The sequence below is a fragment of the Pseudoalteromonas sp. TB41 genome (assembly GCF_000497975.1).
Classification (GTDB): Bacteria; Pseudomonadota; Gammaproteobacteria; order Enterobacterales; family Alteromonadaceae; genus Pseudoalteromonas; species Pseudoalteromonas tetraodonis.
This window is the reverse complement of record NZ_AUTH01000102.1, coordinates 1-20,192: the sequence shown is the minus strand read 5'-3', so window position 1 is coordinate 20,192 and position 20,192 is coordinate 1. Positions and strand designations below refer to the sequence as shown.

Sequence of the window (20,192 nt, the reverse complement as noted above, 5' to 3'; positions counted from 1 at the left end):
TTTATTGTTTGTAAATTTATTGTTACTTTAGGAGCGTATTAAAAATAACAATAAAATGATTATGAAAAATAACTATGTTACTCACCTCATAAATGCCAAATATCATGGCACGCTTCCTCCAAAACAAGAAATAGTGTCTTTTGCGCTAACAGCTCCTGAATTTGTTCACTATTGGTTATGTCATGCGGTTTCATCATCAACTTCTTCTCAGGAGCTAGCCATTGTTTTATGCTTAGCTAAGTATCATAAAATTGAAGCTCTTAAGGTTTTATCTCACTTTTGGCCAATCCGAACTGCTGATCCGCAAGTAACAATTAACTTTGAAAAACATATATCGGGCCTTCCTAAGACTATACAGCAGGGTATTGAAACCGATTTAATAGGGTTGTGGAGTAGCTTAATTATGCCATTGAATATTCAATCCTCTGAACAATCATTACCTGTGACAACATTAGAAACGCAACTAACGAATGAATTAGCGCAGGAGATTATAAAGCTTGCTAATAATAATTTAAATTTAGCTGGGGTGTATGCTGAAAACTCTACAAGACAAAAAGTTATAGACATCAGAGACAATGAGCAGCTTATAACACAATTACCAGTCGATAATATTTTAATAGCTATATTACAGCGCATCATATGTTCAGACGACTATGCTGACTTAGCATATGCTGAGCCTATGATTATTTATCGTTATACTCAAGGTCAGCAATACAAATGGCACTATGATTTTATTACACCTTCAAATGAAAATGCTAAAAAAGAACTTAATTTTTTTGGTCAAAGACGGCGAACACGTATTATAAATTTAAATGACGGATTTGAAGGTGGAGAAACCGCCTTTAAAGACTGGAATGTAAGTGTTAAAGCCAAGCAAGGACAAGTAATTAAATTTAATAATATGATTGGTAATCAGGTAGATAAAAACTCAGTACATAGTGGAAAACCCGTATTATTAGGTGAAAAGTGGATTTGTACCCTTTGGATGCGAGAAAAACCTTTTTGGTTACGCGAATCTATTTGGTGCAAAAATTAATACCGACAAATAATTACAACTGAAACTGCTGTTTTAATATCTCTTTTGTAAAACTGGTTTTCAAATAAAAGCCACGGGGCAGGGTTTGTATAATTTGCCCGTTGGGGCCTATGGCATCGGTAACTACTTTGCTATTAGCTGCTTTTGGCCGTATTTGCATGGCGTCGCCTAAATGCCCTGATATTTCATCTACCCGACCAAGCGCTATAAGCTCCATTTGCTCTTCCCAGTCACGCTGTAATTGCGCATCTTGCGCGGGGGAGGGTTGCCACAAAAAGCCACTGCCTATGGTTCTATCAAACGGAGCAATATCGCGCTCACTTAAAATAGGTAGCCATAAAACATGATTCAACTTTTTACGTACGCTACTTGTGTGCCAGGTCATGCCAGTTACATTCATTAGTGGGGTAACCGACACAAAGGTAGTTTCTAGCGGTTTGCCTTTATATGAAATGGGCAAGGTTTTGAGCTCTATGCCTAAATCCTCAAAGTCGGGTAGCGGTTTTGACCCAGCACTTGCGCCTAATACATACTCAATCAGTTGACCTGTCCAGCCTTTTTCACGCAATAAATCATCTGGCGTTTTAAAGTGGTACTGCTGTGCAAGTTGTCCTAGTGTGAGTCCTGCAATAGCATCGACACGTTGCATTAATTGATTGATTGAATGAGGTTTTAAAGGTTGCATACTGTTTATTTTAGTTGAATAAATACCAACGCCATGATAGCAAATTAGTGTGTTAGTGGATATCTTTAGCGGTTGGTTGAATTTTGTTCGTGCCGTGTGTGGTGCAATTTTATGCACTGTTTTAAAACGCCAAGCTTAACTAAGTAACTGAACTGCATTGTTTTTTTTGTTTATAGTGTTCAGTTTTAATTAAGGTCTATAAATGTTGTAAGGATAAATACAGATGTATAAACATGTTTATCCACAGATTCTGTGGAGAACATCACCTTTTAGATCTTGTATTGTGGATTTGTTTGCTAAATGAGCGTGTTTTACAAAAGTTATGCACAAGCTGTGAGTAACCAGCACAAACAGTGTGGTTTTTATGTATTTATCATGGCAGTGTTGTTTGTTATTAACATGCAATGGATTTCGCTATTAATTTGCCTTAACCGAGGACGTTAACGGGGCTTGTACGTAATAGTATTTGCCGTATTGCAGCTAATGTGGAACAATCATAAAAAATCGACTTACAAATGAGGCACTAAGGTGATTGATGCCGAAGGTTTTCGTGCCAATGTCGGAATTGTAATTTGCAATAATCAGGGGCAAGTGTTTTGGGCCAGACGCTATGGTCAACATTCTTGGCAATTTCCCCAAGGCGGTGTTGATGATGGTGAAACACCAGAACAAACTATGTACCGTGAATTACACGAAGAAGTAGGTTTGCGACCAGAAGATGTAGAAATAGTTGCAAGCTCAAAACATTGGTTACGCTATAAATTACCCAAACGATTAATCCGCCGCGACTCAAGTCCGGTGTGTATTGGGCAAAAACAAAAATGGTTTTTACTGAAGTTACGCTGTAAAGATGAAGATGTAAACTTACTAAAAACGCACCATCCTGAATTTGATGATTGGCGGTGGGTGAGTTATTGGTATCCGGTAAGGCAAGTAGTATCGTTTAAACGGGATGTTTATCGACGTGTTATGAAAGAGTTTGCTCCTTTTGCTATGCCCTTCAATAAGCGAGAGCAACAAAAAGACAATTGGCGAAGCAAAAGGTAGTTTTACATAAAAAGGAGCAGTGTATGCTGGCAACACTCAGATCGATAGCTGAGTCTGTTTCGCAACAAGCGAATTTAGACGATGCGTTAGTGTGCTTTGTGAAAATGGTAAAAGATGCCATGAATACCCAGTGCTGCTCCATTTATTTTGCCGATTACAGTCAAGATAACTTTGTACTAATGGCCAGCGAAGGGTTAAACCCCGATGCGGTGGGTAAATTTAGAATTGGCTTTACTGAAGGACTTGTTGGGCTAGTTGCTCAGCGCGAAGAGGCGATTAACATTGCGTTTGCTAAATCGCATCCTCGCTTTAAACTCTCCCCAGAAGTGAACGAAGAAGGCTACAACGCTTTTTTGTCTGTGCCTGTTGTTCATCAAAAAAAGGTATTAGGCGTTATTGTTGTGCAACAGAAAATGGCTCGAGTATTTTCTCAAGATGAAGAGTCGTTTTTAATTACGCTCTCAGCGCAGTTAGCTTCACAGCTTGCACATGCCGAAATAAAAGAAGTATTGCGCCAAGATGAGTCGTCTCATCAAACATCGGTTTTAAAAGGGGTGTCTAGTGCGCCAGGCATTAGTATTGGTAAAGCCTTTGTTGTTATTCCTAAACTTAATTTTAAGTCCATAGAGCTTACTAAAAATAGTGATGTGAATGAACAACGCCGTTTATTCACGCAAGCGGTTGCTGCAACGCGCAAAGAATTTAGCACTTTATCGATGACATTAAGCGATACCATACCGCAAGAGGCGTTGGCGGTGTTTGATGTGTATCAGCAATTATTGGATGCTAAAAGCTTAGGTCATAATGTAGAGGCACAATTACAAGAAGGTTGGTGTGCAAAAAGTGCATTAAAAATTGTGATTGAACGTTTAGTTGCACAGTTTAATGAAATGCAAGACCCTTATATTAAAGAGCGTGCGGTTGATGTTAAAGACATTGGCTTACGGGTGCTTCATCACTTAGTGAACACTGAGCATGCAATAAAAGACTACCCTGAAAACACAATCCTCATCGCTCACACATTAACTCCTGCGATGTTAGCCGAAGTGCCAAATGAGCGTTTAGCAGGTGTGGTAAGCATTAATGGTTCAGCTAATAGCCATGCCTCTATTTTAACGCGAGCAATGGGGGTGCCTGCAATTTGGGGTATTGAAGATTTACCGTTACTGCAGTTTGATAACAAAGAAATGATTTTAGATGCTTTTGCTGGGCGTTTATATATTTCGCCTTCGCAAATGCTTATTGATGAGTATACCGAGTTACAACATCAAGATAACTTACTCAACAATCGTTTTTTAGAAGAGCAATCACTGCCTGCAATTACCTTGGACGGGGAGCATATTAGTTTATTGCTCAACGCAGGGCTTGAACTTAATACGCAACAAAATAGTGCCCATATTTGTGATGGTGTTGGTCTTTACAGAACCGAAGCGTGGTTTATGCAAAAAGGGCAGTTTCCATCGCAACAAGAACAAGAAAAATGGTATCGCGAAGTACTCAGTAGCTATTATCCTAACCCCGTAGTTATGCGAACGTTAGATATTGGTGGCGACAAAGTTTTAGATTATTTTAATATTACCGAAGAAAACCCGTTTTTAGGATGGCGTGGTATTAGAATTAGCCTAGATCATCCTGAGCTTTTTTTAGATCAGCTCAAAGCCATGCTCAAAGCGAATATTGGCTTAGGTAATTTAAAAATAATGCTGCCTATGATCAGTGGCACTGATGAAGTTGAAGAGTCGCTGGCATTGTATAACCAAGCCTATTATGAGTTAAGCGAAACATTTCCTGAGCAATTAATAGAAAAGCCAGATATTGGCATTATGCTTGAGGTACCTTCAAGTGTATTTATGCTGCCAGAGTGGTCTAGAAAAGTCGATTTTTGCTCAGTGGGTAGTAACGATTTAACTCAGTATTTATTAGCGGTAGATAGAGCAAATGCCCGTGTGGCCGATTTATTCAATCCTTATCATCCAGCTGTGTTACGTGTATTAAATAATATTGCCAGCGAATGTGAGCACTATGAATTGCCCTTTAGTTTATGTGGTGAGCTTGGCGGCGATCCCGAGGGAGCAATATTACTCATTGCCATGGGCTATAGACGTTTAAGTATGAACTTATCGTCGTTAAATAAAGTGAAATGGGTGCTTAGGCGCTTAAATGTTAGTGACATGGAACAATTACTGAGCGAGTGTTTAGCACAGCCCAATGCTAAACAAGTGTTGCGTTTAACCCGTAATTTTATGATAGAGCATCAGCTAGGTAATTTATTTTATACACCTAAATGATAGAGCTGTTATTGTTTATATAATCAATTAAAATATACATATTCTTAAATGTATTAGAGATAACTATGTATGAACTAGGACTTCTAGTTGCAAGTTGTGCGTTATTAGGTTGCATTGTTGGTTTTTTAGCAGGACTTCTAGGCATAGGCGGTGGTTTAATCATTGTGCCGGTGCTAACGAGCTTGTTACTGGGTTTTAATGTGGCCGCTGCCGATCATGTATTGGTTATCGCTATTGCGACATCTTTAGCCTCTATTTTATTTACCTCGACTTCTTCAGCGTTAGCTCATCATAAAAATGATAATGTGCCTTGGAAAATTGCCCCTTGGGTAATGTCGGGTGTGGCCATTGGCGCCTTGATTAGCGGCTTTGCTGCCAGCTTTATACCTGAGAAAATGTTACGAACCGTGTTTGCGGTGAGTGTGGTTTTTATTGCTATGAGAATGGTGCTTTCTGCCCGTAATAAAGTGAGCGTAGGTCACCCGATGCCTGCAGGCCCCGTGCTAGGAAGTATTAGTGCGATAATGGGGGCACTATCTGGGTTGATTGGGATTGGCGGTGGCGCACTACTTGTGCCTATGTTGCACTATTTTTCGGTTGATATTAAAAAGGCAATTGGTTGCGCTGCTGCATGTGGTATTGTAATTGCCTTTTTTGGCTCTATTGGTTATGTCAGCGCCGGTTGGCAAGTAACTGACTTAGCGCATGGTTTTATGGGATTTGTTTATTTACCTGCATTGTTAGGGATTGTTGTTACCTCATGGTTTATAGCGCCAATAGGCGCCAAAGCAACGCATTACTTACCTGTGAATACAATTAAGAAAGTTTTCGCGATGTTACTTGTTATCATCGCTATTAAAATGGTTTTTAGCTAAAGGTTTATTTTTATGGCACTGGAGTTTCCTCAAATTGATCCAATAATTTTTTCTATTGGGCCACTTAGCGTTCGTTGGTATGGATTAATGTACTTAATTGGTTTTGCGTTTGCGATGTGGTTTGCTAATCGTCAAGCTAATAAGTCCGGTTCAGGTTGGACTAAAGACGAAGTCAGCGATTTACTCTTTTACGGCATGCTGGGCGTTATATTAGGTGGGCGTATTGGTTATGTTCTGTTTTATCAATTTAGCTATTTTATCGAAAACCCCTTATATTTGTTTAGAATAGACCAAGGTGGCATGTCGTTTCATGGTGGAACACTGGGGGTGATCACTGCAATTGCTATTTTTGCTTACAAGCGTAAAAAATCGTTATTACAAGTCGGTGATTTTGTAGCACCTTTAGTGCCTGTTGGTTTACTGGCTGGGCGTATAGGTAACTTTATTAACGGCGAATTATGGGGGCGTACCACTGATGTTCCGTGGGCAATGGTGTTTCCAACCGGAGGCCCGCTTGCACGCCACCCTTCACAACTTTACGAAGCTTTTTTTGAAGGGCTTGTATTGTTTGTCATATTATTGTGGTTTATTAAGCGTCCACGTCCTGCGGGAAGTGTGTCGGGTTTGTTTTTACTGGGTTACGGCGTATTTAGATTTTGTATTGAATATTTTCGCCAACCAGATGCGCAATTGGGGCTATTTGCTGATTTCATTTCTATGGGGCAAATTCTATCGTTACCAATGATAATTGGCGGGTTAGGCTTACTTATTTGGGCCTATAAACAACCACTATCAAAAACAGCGGCAAAAGCTTAAAAGAAGAAGTTAGATGAAACAATATTTAGAATTATGTCAGCGCATTGTTGACCAAGGACAATGGATTGAAAACAAGCGTACCGGTACACGTTGTTTAACGGTTATAAACGCTGATTTAGAATACGATGTGGCTAATAATCAGTTCCCAATGATCACTACGCGAAAAAGCTATTACAAAGCGGCTATTGCTGAATTATTAGGTTATTTAAGAGGCTATGACAGTGCTGAGCAGTTTCGCAATATAGGTTGTAAAACCTGGGATGCTAACGCCAATGAAAATAGTGCCTGGCTCAATAATCCTAATCGTAAAGGTGAGGATGATATGGGGCGCGTTTATGGCGTGCAAGGACGAGGCTGGCAACGCCCTGATGGTTCAACACTGGATCAACTTGCAAAGGTCATCAATAATTTAAAAAATGGCATTGATGATCGCGGCGAAATTATTACCTTTTACAACCCAGGTGAGTTTGAGCTTGGCTGCTTGCGCCCATGCATGCATACGCATACCTTTTCATTACTAGGCGATACCCTGTATTTAACTTCGTACCAACGAAGTTGTGATGTACCGTTAGGGCTAAACTTTAATCAAATTCAATGTTTTGTTTTATTGGCACTGGTTGCACAAATTACTGGCCACAAAGCAGGTAAGGCATATCATAAAATCACCAATGCCCACATTTACGAAAATCAGCTAGATTTAATGCGAGACGTGCAATTAAAGCGCGAGCCATTTGCTTCTCCTCAATTAAAAATTAACCCAGAGATTAAGTCGCTCGAAGATATAGAAACATGGGTAACACGTGATGATTTTGAGGTGGTTGGTTATCAATGCCACGAGGCTATTCAATACCCATTTTCAGTTTAAAAAATAAGGAGAGCATAATGAAAGCAGTGATCCCCGTAGCCGGCCTTGGAACACGTATGTTACCGGCAACTAAAGCAATTCCAAAAGAAATGCTGCCCGTTGTAGACCGTCCACTCATTCAATACGTTGTTAGCGAAGCGGTTGCCGCTGGTATTAAAGAGATAGTGCTAGTAACGCATTCGAGTAAAAACTCGATTGAAAACCATTTTGATACCAGCTTTGAACTAGAGGCAACATTAGAGAAACGTGTAAAGCGGCAATTACTTGCCGAAATACAGTCTATTTGCCCTAAAGATGTGACCATTATTCATGTACGTCAAGGTGAAGCAAAAGGCCTAGGCCATGCTATTAACTGTGCCGCCCCTATTATTGGCAATGAACCTTTTGTGGTTATTTTACCCGACGTTATTATTGATGATGTAGAAAGTGACCTAACAAAAGACAACTTAGCTGAAATGATTACTCGCTTTGAGCAAACTAAACACAGTCAAATTATGGTTGAGCCAGTCCCTAAAGATGACGTAGATAAATTTGGTGTTGTGGATTTAGGTGATGTTGAGTTAAACCAAGGTGAAAGCTCACCCATTCAAAGCATGGTAGAAAAACCACCCGTTGACGAGGCACCTTCAAACCTTGCTGTGGTTGGTCGTTACGTGTTGAGTAAAAATATTTGGCCATTACTGGCTAAAACCCCTCAAGGTGCTGGTGATGAAATTCAGCTAACAGATGCAATAGCCATGCTTATGCAAGATGAAAAAGTAGATGCCTACGCAATGAAAGGCCGAAGCCATGATTGTGGCAGTAAAATTGGTTATTTAAAAGCAACCATTGAATTTGCTCTTCGTCGTGATGAATTCGCCGGTGAGCTTAAAACGTTTATTAAAACGTTAATTTAAATAAACTTATCATTATTAGAAGCGCCTATATGGCGCTTTTTTTGATTGTAAAATAGCTTTTTTAGTATTTTAAATTATCACTATTTTTGCAGTTATACAGACATATTTAACATTGTGTTGTAATCTTTATGTTAACCCAAGTTGTTTTGTTGTTAACGTGCTTTGTTGATTCAATTGAAAATTGACTTGATTGAGCGGTCTAAACTATTGAAAGAGAAACAATCAATGTGTGAATACAGCAAAAAGTATCACCGATATCTGTTAGTCGTATTACTGTTGTTATTAAGTACTGGTTGTACGATATCGCCTGATAAAACATCATTAAATGAAGAAGTTAAAGACTCACCTGAATATGTAACCATCACAGCGCTCGAGCTTGCTCAACTAAAAGATGCCGCCTTGCAATGGCAGCAAGCGCGCTCTGGCATAGAGCGGCTATTAAAGTTAGAACGTGAGCTCACATATTTAGTTGATCACCTAGATATTATTAACAGTAAAGCAATAGCGCAATCTAATCAGGCTGTTAGCAATCGTTATGCTCGCTCAGTAATAAACACAAAGGCGCCGCCAAATCTTAGATATGGTAATAATTACGCAAGCACCTCAGATAAAGTTGAACGACCAAGGCAAAGGTATAGTAATCGCTACGCAAAATCCTCTAAAGGGGACGCTCCATACAATCAGCGACACAGTAGTCGCTATGCTAGCGTGCCTACAAAAATGATTACAGCCCCTTCAAAAAGCTACAGTAAGCGCGCTGTTAGTTTGCCTGCGAAAGCAACGAACTCAATCGTGAAGAAAAAAGTATTCCCTCAAACATCGAAGCTAACAAAAGTGGCAATGGTTGATACCAACAAAAAAGTATTTGCATTGCAGGTTGCGTCACTCGATTCACAAGAGAGTGTTGCCAAAGAATGGAAGCAAATTAACAAAAAAGCAGCGCCTTTGTTTAAGGACAAAATCACGACAAATATTGAAAAAGCAAAGGTTAATAACAAAACCTATTATCGACTAAAATTAGGTGAGTATTTTAACTTTAAAAGTGCAGAGGATGATTGCGAGGTATTTAAATTTTATAAAGTTGACTGTTTTGTGAGTAACTACACTGACGGACCAATCAGGTTATAAAACAATATTACTTGGCGCTTTTATTGCATAATAGCTGTAGATAGCTAGTCTTTTGTAATGGGTGCCTAAAGTGAAACTTTATTTAATAACATTATTAATACCATTTGCATTAGCTGGTTGCAGCAACCAGCTAATGCCTTCAGATTCACAAAGCGATAAGCTTGTACGTGAAAAAGATATAAAACCTTACCTAGAGCAATGGGATAACAACAAAGAGCAAATAGCGCGCTTAAGCACCATGGAAGAAGACTTATCGTTATTGATTCAAGCGCTTTCTGCACAAACAGATATTGATACCGTACCAGAGCCGATGAAAGAGAAAGTTAAACGTGTTGAGTATGGCTCTAAGCAATCGTTACAACACTCATCAGAAACCGCTTTAGCTGATAACACTACCAGTACAAACAAAGCAATGTACGGTGTGCAAATTGGACGTTATTTAATTTCTAACGGAGCCAAAAGGCAAGTGGAGCGACTAAAAGAGCAATACCCTCAATTAAACAGTATTTTGCAATACCGTATTAATGAGCAAAAAAAAGAATCAACTATCTTTTATAGTGTTGTAGCAGGCCCGCTAAAAAATCAACAACAGGCGGCGCAGTTGTGTTTGTTTTTTTATAAGATGGGTAATAAATGTACCTTAGCGGCATTTTCAGAGGATGTTTAAGGTTTTTTTCGCTTATTTTTGCATCCTGTTATTATAAATCAAAATAAAGTAAATATTTTTTAACTTTTTAGTGATTTTGGCCGATACTTAAATTAACCTGAACAAAAGGTTAATAACATATATCTAAGGGAAAACTATGAACAAAATATTTACTAAAGCAGCATTGGCTGCGTCAATGGCTGCTCTTTCTTTTGGTGTAATAGCGGAAACTGCGACATTTAACGCAGGTGTAACTGTTCAAAACGCATTTACTTTTCAAAGTACTGCAGATTTAGATTTTGGTACTATTCGTGCTACAGCAGATACAGCTGCAACAGATACGGCGACTCTTGTTCTTGCAGCTAATCCTGCAACATCATCGATAACAGCAGCTTCAGGTGCGGGCGCAGAAATTGCAGTACTTGCAGCAGGTACGCCAGCTTCTTTTTCAGTGTCTGGGGTTTCTCCTTTTGCAACGCTTACAATTGATGCGACAGGTGTATCGGGTGCTATTTCTCCAGTAACTGCTCCTGCAGGCACTGCAGGCTTTACACTTGGTACTCCTACTTACTACGTATTAACTGGCGCAAACCCAAATAGTGCAGCAACAACAACTATCCAAGTTGACTCTACAGGCGCTGCTACATTTAATATGGGTGCGACATTAACTACAGATGCAACAACGCCTTCAAGTGATTACATTGATGGCGATTACAGTGGTACATTCACATTAATATTAGATTATTAATAGTATTTGCCTGCCTTAATGGCAGGCGCTTTGTGCTAAAACTTATTTTACTACTAAGTGTTTTTTTTAGCGCTAAAGTACTTGCTCAGGTGACCGTTCTTGAACCTCTAAACTTTGGTACGATTGTTGTCGTAAAAAATACACCTAGTAGCTCAATCACTCTTTTACCAAGTGGAACCAGTTCGACAACCAACATACATTTAATGCACAGTGGAAATCCTGCAGAATTGCTTTTTGAGGGATACGGGGCACGAGTACAATTAAACATAAGTGATACAGGTGTATATCCATCCCTTAGCAGAGTGAATGGTGGAAACGCTTTTATACTTAACAATGTCATTTATGCTTCTTCAGTAACAACAAACGCATATGGTATGGGGGTTTTAAAGGTTGGCGGGCAGTTAAGCACCAGTGGCAACGGGCAACCATATATAGACGATAACTACAGCACCACAATTGAATTAACAATTTCGTATTAAGAGCAATCTCAAAATGAATTTATATAAACTTTTTTTAATACTTGCATGTGCCAGTCAACTATTTATAGGCTTTAATAGCCAAGCCAATTTACTTATCTCTCCAACTCGTATTTCTTTTGATGAGCGCCAACGCGTTGCAAAAGTGATTGTAATAAACAATGGCGATGAATATCAGACATACCGTTTAGAATGGCAGGAAAAAACAGCAAAGCCAGAAGGTGGATATATTACCTTAACTGATAGGCAGATACTTCCTTCATCATTAAGCAATATGGTACGTATGAGCCCATCACAGGTACGCCTAGCTCCAGGTGAGCGTCAAATAGTAAAGCTTGCACTTAGAAAACCAAAAGGTTTGGACGATAAAGAGTATCGTTCGCATTTATTATTTAAGGCCCTACCCAATGAAACTAAAAGCAATAAACAAGGAATGGGTATCACAATTAATATGATTTTGAGTTATTCCATACCAATTATATTACGCCAAGGGGCTAAAATACCTGAAGTAGATATTGAATCTGTTGAAGTAATAAAAAATCAAAAAAATAACGCATTACTTGTCTCGCTTGCGAGAGCAGGAAACTATAGTACTTTTGGTAAAGTTGAAGCTTTTTACCAAGCAAGTAATAGTAGTGAAGAAATGAAAGTGTCTATGATTAACGACTATAGTATTTACGCTGAAGTGCCATTGGCTAGATTGACGTTAAATCTATTTGAAAAAAATGCGATTAAAGGTTCTGGTAAGTTGCGTATTGTATATTCAGGTTTAAAAGAATATCAAGGTATCAAATTTGCCGAGAAAGTGGTTAATATTAATGCAAGCTCAGTAGGGTTATTAAACTGATTTTAAAAATGTATTTTACATGGTGTGTGAGCTTAATACTGTTTGTGTTAAGTTTTTCTGTACACGCGTCTGTAAATAAAACAGACGCTATATATAACACTTTATTTAATATTGAGAAAAAATGGCAGGCTTTGACTGACGAGCAAGCTCTGAATACAGGGCAATTAAAGCTCGAAAAAAATGAAGGGCAAGAGGTCACGCTTTTTAACAACGCTGACGATAAAAGCGCAGGTATCCCTGTGGGTGAACTATTGTTTTTTTCAGCATACCTACGCCAATATTATTTAGGGGAGTTGGTTGCAATAAAAAGTGAAAGTGGCGCTTGGATTGAACTTAACAGTTTATTTGAGCAACTTAACTTTGCAATTACCATTAATAGTGAAAACTTAACCGCACAAGGGTGGTACATTTCACCTGAAAATCGTTTTGAACTGAACTTAAATAATAAAGCGGTAGTGATAAAGAACGAGGTTTATTCATTTTCAGAGCAAGACTACTATCTTGATTCCGGTGATGTGTTTGTTGATTCAGCACTTTTAAATCAATGGTTTGAATTAAACATGCGGCTTAACTTTAATTCTTTAGAACTTGGCTTTTCACCTAAGCAAGTTTTACCAATAGAACAAAAACTACAACGAGAAGAGCGGAAAATATCATCGAATGCGAATAATTTAGAGCCCACATTACCTTGGAAAGCCAGCCCTTACCAAGCAGTATCTACACCAGTAGCTGATTTACAACTTAGTTATTCTGCAAATGAATCTAACCGTTCTTTAGATTACTCAATTTTAGGTTCGCAAGATCTCGCTTATTTAAAAAGTGAATACTACCTTGCAGGACAAAACGGCGATGTTATTAGGGATTCACGTTTGTCTTTTAGCCGTGAAGACGCAAGCGCAAGCTTATTAGGGCCGTTAAATGCAACTAGTATAGCGTTTGGTGATGTACTTTCTACGCAAATAGGAAGTAACTTTACTAGTAACTACGCACGTGGAGTTAAAATAAATAACAAACCGTTGTATAAAAAGGTAAATAGTAATCAAATAAACTTAACTGGTGCAATACAGGCTGGTTGGGATGTAGAGCTATATCGCAATAAAATTTTAATTGGTCAGCAGCTTAGTTTACCTGATGGGCGCTATCTTTTTGAAAATATAGACCTACAGTTTGGGACTAATACGTTTGAGCTTATATTTTACGGGCCACAGGGACAAGTAGAGCGCAGAGTTGAAGAGTATTTAATTGATGGTAATAGTTTAAATGAGGGAGAAGGCTTTTATGAGTTTTCATTAACCCAAGAGGGCGAGCAGGTCCTCACAACACCAAATTACTTCAACGATCAACAAGGCTGGTTATTATCAGGTCGCTATGAACAGGGGGTAACTGACTACTTTTCTGTTTATGCGGGGACATCGGCTCTAAAAAATGATAACGCAGAGAATCAAAATAATTATGCGTTTGGCTCTAATTTGAGTATTTTTAATCGTGTATTAATTAATTTAGATTATGAAAAAAGTAATGACAGTGAAAAAGAGCTTGAACTTGCAGCCAGAACTGAACTTGCCGGTCAATCTTTGCGCTTTAGTATGCGAAAAGCATCACTATTATTAAATGCTAGCTCGCACAGTAATTTATATAACGATATAGACGTTTATGAGTTATTTGTATCGGGTAATGTTATGCAAAATAATTATGGTCAGTTAAGTTATCAAAACACGGCGTCACATATAAGTAGTGATACTCAACAAAGCACCCTTAGGTTTGGAAATAGCTTAAATTACTATAATAGCGGCTATTCGTTTAATAATAATTTACAGTGGTCAGATAATGACACCTTTTTTGGTAGTAGCCGGTTGCAAAAACGTTTTGGACGTTTGAGTACGCGTTTCGGTATTAACTACGAAATTAAACCTGAAAGTGAAATTACGAGTTACGAAACGGAGTTTAGCCGAAACCTAAGCTCTAATTTACAAGCAGAATTAAAATTAACACACCAGCTAGAAGATAACATTAAGTTTGCTGAGTTAGGATTAAATTGGCAAGCTGAGCTGTTTAGCTTAAATAGTAATTTTAATTACGATAGTGAGAATAATTGGCGCATCGGTTTATTTGGTCGCTTTAGCCTAGGTTATGACGCTAAAAATAACAACTACTTTGCTAATAGCCGTAGTTTAGTGCAGTCGGGTTCGTTAATGGTGCATGTATACCTTGATACAAATAATAACGGAGTATTTGATAAAGGCGAGCAAAACTTAGAAGGGATAAAAGTTAAAGGGCTACAAAATTATCGAAGAGCCGTTACCGATGAAAACGGTATAGCCTTATTATCAGGGATGCCAGCTAATTTAACCACAGATATAGTTATTGAGCCTGACAGCATTAGCGATCCATTCTTAATTACCGCAAACGATGGTTTTTCTATTACGCCCCGTGCCGGTTTTGTTGAATATATGGAAATACCGCTTAATCACAGTAGTGAATTGGAGGGAACTGTTTACAAACGAGATGAGCAAGGCAGCAGTGAAGTGCAGCCTTTTGCTACCGTTAAATTACTCGATAAACAAGGTAACCAAGTGGCGCAAACTCAAGCTGCCTATGATGGCTATTATTTGTTTACCGATTTACGCCCTGGCGAATATAAAGCGGTTATAGATGATAAGTTTAAGCAACGTAAGTCCTTAAAAGATACGCAACAAGTAATGGTGAATTTACCAGCGCAAGGTGAAGTAGTAATGGGCGTTGACTTTGAACTGAAAGAAAAAACACAAACGCCAGCGTATATTGCCAATGCGGGTGGGTTTTCATCATTGCCGATTATGAAAGCGTATTATCAATTAATTAAGCGCCATCTAAATGAGCAATCAAAGCGTGATGCTTTTTATATTAAAGACGATAAACAAAAGCGGTATATTTTAGCCGTCGCTTATGCCGAGTCTGCCCAAGGAGAGCTTGAACAAGTATGCGCAGAATTAAAAGTGAAAGGCTTGAACTGCCAAGTCCAAGCGCAACTTATTAGCCACTAATAACAATAAGGTTTAACCATGCAACATGCTAATTTATATAAACGCTATTCAATACTCATCGCCTATATTGGTGCTCTTTTTATATCTGGATGCAGCAGTCCCAAAACAGCAGTGGAATCGCCTCAGCCTAAACAAGCCAGTGCAAGCCTTTCTGACGAGGAGTTAGCGCAGCTAAAAGCATCATCTCAGCAGTGGCAAGCAGCCAAAGCAGGTGTTGAGCGTCTACTAGTGATTGAACAAGACTTAAAGCTATTAATAAGCCAATTAAATGCGGTGGCAAATCAAGACACCGCATCAACAAATACGCCTGTAGTACCAACAGCTAAAGCTTCAGCTGAAACGGTATCACCAAAAGTAGCACAAAAAGCTCAAGTGGCAACGAATGCAGCAGCTGATGAAAAACAAGCCGTTAAAGCGCTGTTTGCCCTCCAAGTTGCAGCCGTTACCGACAAAGACCGACTTAGCCAAAGTTTAAATCAAATAAAAGCCAGCGCATCTTCGTTATTTGAGGGGGAGTTTGTGGCGAATGTAGAAACTATCAACGTGAGTGGCATGACCTACTACCGTTTAAAGCTTGGGGCTTATCAGGAACAAGCAAATGCGGCTGCTGATTGCGATAAACTTAAACAGCGCCAAATCAACTGCATTGTGAGTCATTACACCCAGCAGCCTTTAAAATAAATATGTGGCAAGGGTATTCGGCATAATAATTGCTTTGTTGTTATTATGTTTTTAGAGGATGGCAACTATGCGCCTTTTGTTACCCTTACTATTATTAAATTTAGCGGGCTGTAGTTTAACACCTCAGCCAAAGCCGAGTATAAGCACTGATGCGCCTAAAGCGGTTATGGCACCTTATACGGTGAACCAGTACGTAAGTAGCTTAAGTGCCCAGCTTAGCCATATTAAAGAGCCTTTTAAAAGCACTGCTTCAATTGCGGTCAGTAGCTTTTATTTAGCAGATGCCCTAGATTCTCACGTTGCTCAAGGACAGGGGGCAGGGCTTAGCCAGCAGATTCAGGAAAGCTTAATAACCCAATTCACCCAATTAGGTTATAACACGGTTGAATATCGGCTTGAAAACCAACTTAACTTATCAGCGAGTGCAGACTCAGTACTTAGCCGCAATACTGGCAACTTAAAGCAGCGTCAGATTATTGACTTTGTCATCACCGGTACTTTAACTCGCCAAGAGCATGCTTATATTGTTAATGCACGAATGGTAAATATGCAAACCAACCAAGTTGTATCTGCCGGCAGTACTGAAATTCCCATCAATGTGATGTGGAGCAATGAAAAAATACAGCAGCGCGGTGACTATATTTACCGCAGCGAATATTAATTAGGAGCACACATGAAACGCCTACTATTAACTTTATGTTTGCCACTAGGCTTTGGTTGTTCACAAATGACAAACCATAGTGACACACAAATTACCGACGATACGCCTATGTTTTTTGAGCAACGCCCTGTAGCCGCACCTACACAAAGCGACTCGCTGTATCAAAATAAAACAGCAGTGATGAATAAAAACAAACAAGTTAACACGCCAACACGTAAAAATATTAATCATTATGTGCGTGGCATCATGCAAGACATGGCTGAAAATTTACAGTACGTAAATACTAAAACGCCATTAGCGGTATCAAGCTTTGTTTTTTTAGACCGTGACTACAACAATGCTGACTTAGTGGGTAATCAAATAGCAGAGAGCTTTATGCATGAGCTGCATAATTTTGGTGTACCGGTAATCGATTTTAAAACCACCGATTATATGCGTGTAACACCTGGCGGCGATTTTGTTTTTAGTCGCGACTACTTAGAGCTTAACCAAGAACAAAATTTTAGTTACGTATTAGCCGGCACGCTAGTAAACCACCAAGGTGGCATACTAGTAAACGCACGTATTGTTGGTTTAGCGAGTAAAGCGGTTGTAGGCTCTGCACAGGGCTTTATTCCGCAATCAGTGATCGACGCGTTAAATAGCAGTAACAGTGCTGATGGCATCATGCTAAAACAAGCGAGTAAGTGAGGTTTATCATGGCTAACTTAGCTAAGCGCTCAGCTTTAATTAGCATAAGTGCATTATCATTATTACTTTCAGGCTGTAATTTAATGGGCGAGTCGACCGCGACCGAGCCCGCCAAATCTGAGCCAGAGCAAACAGTGGTAAGTGATCTTGATTTTAACCAGATCATGGCGCAAATGCAGCGCAATGACGAGCAAGAGCAATATGCTGATACAACGCAATTTAATCCAAACAAGCACCACAAAAGCTTAGTTAATTACGTTGAGCAAATGGCACTTGATTTAACCGACACCATGCAAGTAGCCCCTCAAGATGCAGCGATTGCGGTTACGTCGTTCGTTGATTTAGACGCAAGTTTAACTACAACAAGCCAGTTAGGTAATCAGTTATCAGAAACCTTTATACATCAGCTACAAAAGTTTGGTTATAGCGCCGTTGATTTTAAAACAGCCAATTTAATTACCGTAAATAAGCAAGGCGATTTTGCCTTTACACGTAACACTCGCAAACTTGCAGGTACCAGTATAGCCAGCCATGTATTGTCAGGCACCCTTATTTATAGAGAGGACGGGGTAGAAATAAACGCACGCGTTATTGATATTCAAAGCAAACGCTTAGCAGCCAGCAGCCGAACATTTATACCGCTTTACGTATTAAATAAAGAAGATATATATTTATCAAGCAATTAACTTAATTTGATGCTTGATATAAAAAACCAGATGCCGTTATAATTTCCAAACACTTAGTACTTAGCACCCAGCGTGGCCTCTTAGTTAAATGGATATAACGGCCCCCTCCTAAGGGGCAGTTGCAGGTTCGATTCCTGCAGGGGCTACCAATAAAATCAATGAGTTATTATTTCTCTCTATTCCTATCCTAACTCTATGTAGCAATGTCAGCTATGTGGCATTTGCGGATAAAAAGTGAATTTGAAAGCCTGTTGGGTGGCGCCTTCGGCTTAACCAACCTACATTTTGACATAGGTCGGATAAGTGGCGGAGCCACGCCATCCGACAAAAATAATGAATTTACCAGAAACAACCCAACTTACCACGTTAGCGATATAAATAACTGCTTTATACAGTAAGTTAAACCACTCTATACCGACTATAGGCTGAGTACCATGAACGGAAGGCGGGGCCAATTTACTATTGCCCATTTATGCGCAAGACCCTTTACTCATTTACATCCTGTTCAAGCACATTTGCCCTAGTAAAATTTATCAATTATTCTAATACTGTTCGTTGTGATTTCCGTGATGTAGTACTGAGTATTTTTAACGATCACATGAGGCCTGAGTAGTAACTGGAATTAAAGTCGTTAAGTGTATAATGTAATTGCGCTGGTAATAATGAGATATTAGGGATAGTACTTGTATGAATCAACGAATAATTAAAGCTATAAATACGTCAGTTGTAGAAAGAAACATACAGCAACTTACTTTATGGATAGCCCAAGATGATTGGCGTAATTATGCAAAGAAATACGGTGCATCACGTAATTCAATAAAATTAGCTAATCTTATTGAAGAAGAGCACCCTAGGTTATCTTCCTCAACATTTCGCGTTGGAGGGTATGGGGAAAAGATTAATGCAATGTATTTGGCGAAATGGTTAGTTTTACAGGCTTCTGAGGTTGGGGCGGAACTTGCTTATTCATCTTTACTAGAGCTTGAATCTTCATCAGATGTAGTGATTTATAATATCTCATTAATTAGTGGGGTGGATTTTAAAGGAAAAGCAGAATTAATAGATGGTATTTATTTTTGTGATTTTGGAAATTTACCCAATACAGTCAGGGAAAATATAAATAACAAATTAATTAAATTATCTTCAAGTATTTCATCTAGTGGAAAAATCCACCCGCCCTATACATTTTTATGTCAACCCATGAAAAGCATATTACTTTCAAATGATCTTAGTGATGCTAATATCAAAACTATGAAAGGTTATGTAAATAAAGAATTTTTAATAACTAATTTTCTATCTTTATTCGCTTCTAACTTCGCCCCTTGCGTTGAATTACGCTGGTGTATTTTAGAAGACACTACACCTCTTTCTGGAATAATAGACATACATTCAACTCAATATTTAGAGGTTATTAAGCCTACACATTATGATTCATGGAATGATATTGACGCTGAACAAATTACTAATTTATTTGGAAAATATTTATCTATGAATGAGAAAATTAGATTGCCTTTAGATATTTCTTTGGCTCGTCTCTGTCAGGCTATGAACACTTGGAATGATACAAATAAAGCCATTGATCTAGGTATTGCCATTGAGTCGATATTAACAAAGCCTGATACTAATGGAGAGCTAGCTCTACAAATAAAAATTATTGGTTCAAAATTGGCTTCTGATGACCTTGAAAAGCGTAAAGAAATATCTTCTTTATTGAATGCAGCATACAGTATACGCTCCTCCGCTGTTCATGATGGGATTCTTAAAGACTCATACAAAGTTAACGGTCGAGGTAAATTAAGACCTAGTATTATTATGGATGAAACTTTTCCAATTTTAAGGGATTGTTTAGTGAAAATTATTGAAAAAAATGGACTAACTAAAGATGACTATGAGGAATTGTTTTTTTCGTAATTCTAGCGCTACATAGATTGTATAAAAATAGTAGAACCAAATGACTTAGCTAATATTTTGAGTTGCTTACAAGTATCGCTTCTATTTTAATAAATACGATACTTATTTTTATGATGGTTAAGTAATAAAGTGACTTTGCAAGACTTGAAGTTATAATGAATCGCTTGAATTGGTATGAATGCTAACC

General features: G+C 38.6%; 19 protein-coding genes and 1 tRNA gene. 19 read left to right on the top strand and 1 reads right to left on the bottom strand.

Going from position 1 to position 20,192, the window contains the following annotated elements; translation table 11 throughout:
* Nucleotides 1–61 precede the first annotated feature (61 nt).
* Nucleotides 62–1,036 carry a 2OG-Fe(II) oxygenase gene (locus tag L641_RS0117900; protein WP_013465623.1) on the top strand — a complete coding sequence of 325 codons (975 nt, stop codon included), beginning with the start codon at nt 62–64 and terminating at the stop codon, nt 1,034–1,036.
* 13 nt (nt 1,037–1,049) lie between these two features.
* Here the strand turns inward: L641_RS0117900 and mutH are convergent, their stop codons facing one another.
* Nucleotides 1,050–1,721: a DNA mismatch repair endonuclease MutH gene (gene mutH / locus L641_RS0117895; RefSeq protein ID WP_013465622.1), complete on the bottom strand. Its 672-nt coding sequence runs from the start codon at nt 1,719–1,721 to the stop codon at nt 1,050–1,052.
* 528 nt (nt 1,722–2,249) lie between these two features.
* On the opposite strand from mutH, the gene rppH reads away from it, so the two are divergent.
* From rppH to L641_RS0117795, 18 genes are all read left to right on the top strand, one after another.
* Nucleotides 2,250–2,768: an RNA pyrophosphohydrolase gene (gene rppH, locus L641_RS0117885; RefSeq protein WP_013465620.1), complete on the top strand. Its 519-nt coding sequence runs from the start codon at nt 2,250–2,252 to the stop codon at nt 2,766–2,768.
* Between the two features lie 23 nt (nt 2,769–2,791).
* Complete coding sequence (gene ptsP, locus L641_RS0117880) at nt 2,792–5,056, top strand: phosphoenolpyruvate--protein phosphotransferase (RefSeq protein ID WP_013465619.1); 2,265 nt, start codon at nt 2,792–2,794, stop codon at nt 5,054–5,056.
* 65 nt (nt 5,057–5,121) lie between these two features.
* On the top strand, nt 5,122–5,931 hold the full coding sequence (locus L641_RS0117875) for a sulfite exporter TauE/SafE family protein (protein ID WP_013465618.1): 810 nt from the start codon (nt 5,122–5,124) through the stop codon (nt 5,929–5,931).
* Between the two features lie 12 nt (nt 5,932–5,943).
* Nucleotides 5,944–6,747, top strand: a complete 804-nt coding sequence (lgt, locus tag L641_RS0117870) for a prolipoprotein diacylglyceryl transferase (RefSeq protein WP_013465617.1) — start codon at nt 5,944–5,946, stop codon at nt 6,745–6,747.
* A gap of 13 nt (nt 6,748–6,760) precedes the next feature.
* Nucleotides 6,761–7,612 carry a thymidylate synthase gene (locus L641_RS0117865; RefSeq protein ID WP_013465616.1) on the top strand — a complete coding sequence of 284 codons (852 nt, stop codon included), beginning with the start codon at nt 6,761–6,763 and terminating at the stop codon, nt 7,610–7,612.
* Nucleotides 7,613–7,629: 17 nt separating this feature from the next.
* Nucleotides 7,630–8,508 (top strand): UTP--glucose-1-phosphate uridylyltransferase GalU, encoded by an 879-nt coding sequence (gene galU, locus L641_RS0117860; RefSeq protein ID WP_013465615.1) that lies wholly within the window; start codon nt 7,630–7,632, stop codon nt 8,506–8,508.
* A gap of 276 nt (nt 8,509–8,784) precedes the next feature.
* Nucleotides 8,785–9,636 carry an SPOR domain-containing protein gene (locus L641_RS0117855; protein ID WP_171040128.1) on the top strand — a complete coding sequence of 284 codons (852 nt, stop codon included), beginning with the start codon at nt 8,785–8,787 and terminating at the stop codon, nt 9,634–9,636.
* 70 nt (nt 9,637–9,706) lie between these two features.
* The gene (locus L641_RS0117850) at nt 9,707–10,303 is read left to right on the top strand and encodes an SPOR domain-containing protein (protein WP_024602668.1); all 597 of its coding nucleotides are present in this window, start codon (nt 9,707–9,709) and stop codon (nt 10,301–10,303) included.
* Nucleotides 10,304–10,439: 136 nt separating this feature from the next.
* Nucleotides 10,440–11,030 carry a DUF4402 domain-containing protein gene (locus L641_RS0117845; protein ID WP_024602667.1) on the top strand — a complete coding sequence of 197 codons (591 nt, stop codon included), beginning with the start codon at nt 10,440–10,442 and terminating at the stop codon, nt 11,028–11,030.
* A gap of 32 nt (nt 11,031–11,062) precedes the next feature.
* Complete coding sequence (locus tag L641_RS0117840) at nt 11,063–11,509, top strand: DUF4402 domain-containing protein (protein ID WP_024602666.1); 447 nt, start codon at nt 11,063–11,065, stop codon at nt 11,507–11,509.
* 13 nt (nt 11,510–11,522) lie between these two features.
* Entirely contained in the window at nt 11,523–12,353 is an 831-nt protein-coding gene (locus L641_RS0117835; protein ID WP_024602665.1) for a fimbria/pilus periplasmic chaperone, read from the top strand.
* Nucleotides 12,354–12,484: 131 nt separating this feature from the next.
* Nucleotides 12,485–15,376, top strand: coding sequence for an MSCRAMM family adhesin SdrC (locus L641_RS0117830; RefSeq protein ID WP_235190250.1), 2,892 nt, complete (start codon nt 12,485–12,487; stop codon nt 15,374–15,376).
* 18 nt (nt 15,377–15,394) lie between these two features.
* A complete protein-coding gene (locus L641_RS0117825) occupies nt 15,395–16,057 on the top strand; it encodes an SPOR domain-containing protein (protein ID WP_024602663.1) in 663 nt (220 codons plus the stop codon).
* 67 nt (nt 16,058–16,124) lie between these two features.
* Nucleotides 16,125–16,718 carry a FlgO family outer membrane protein gene (locus L641_RS0117820; RefSeq protein WP_013465607.1) on the top strand — a complete coding sequence of 198 codons (594 nt, stop codon included), beginning with the start codon at nt 16,125–16,127 and terminating at the stop codon, nt 16,716–16,718.
* A 12-nt stretch (nt 16,719–16,730) separates the two neighbouring features.
* Nucleotides 16,731–17,408 carry a FlgO family outer membrane protein gene (locus L641_RS0117815; protein WP_024602662.1) on the top strand — a complete coding sequence of 226 codons (678 nt, stop codon included), beginning with the start codon at nt 16,731–16,733 and terminating at the stop codon, nt 17,406–17,408.
* Between the two features lie 8 nt (nt 17,409–17,416).
* Nucleotides 17,417–18,094, top strand: a complete 678-nt coding sequence (locus L641_RS0117810; protein WP_024602661.1) for a FlgO family outer membrane protein — start codon at nt 17,417–17,419, stop codon at nt 18,092–18,094.
* 74 nt (nt 18,095–18,168) lie between these two features.
* Nucleotides 18,169–18,243: transfer RNA gene (locus L641_RS0117805), tRNA-Arg, on the top strand.
* A 538-nt stretch (nt 18,244–18,781) separates the two neighbouring features.
* Nucleotides 18,782–20,005 (top strand): HEPN domain-containing protein, encoded by a 1,224-nt coding sequence (locus tag L641_RS0117795; RefSeq protein WP_024602659.1) that lies wholly within the window; start codon nt 18,782–18,784, stop codon nt 20,003–20,005.
* Nucleotides 20,006–20,192: the final 187 nt, after the last annotated feature.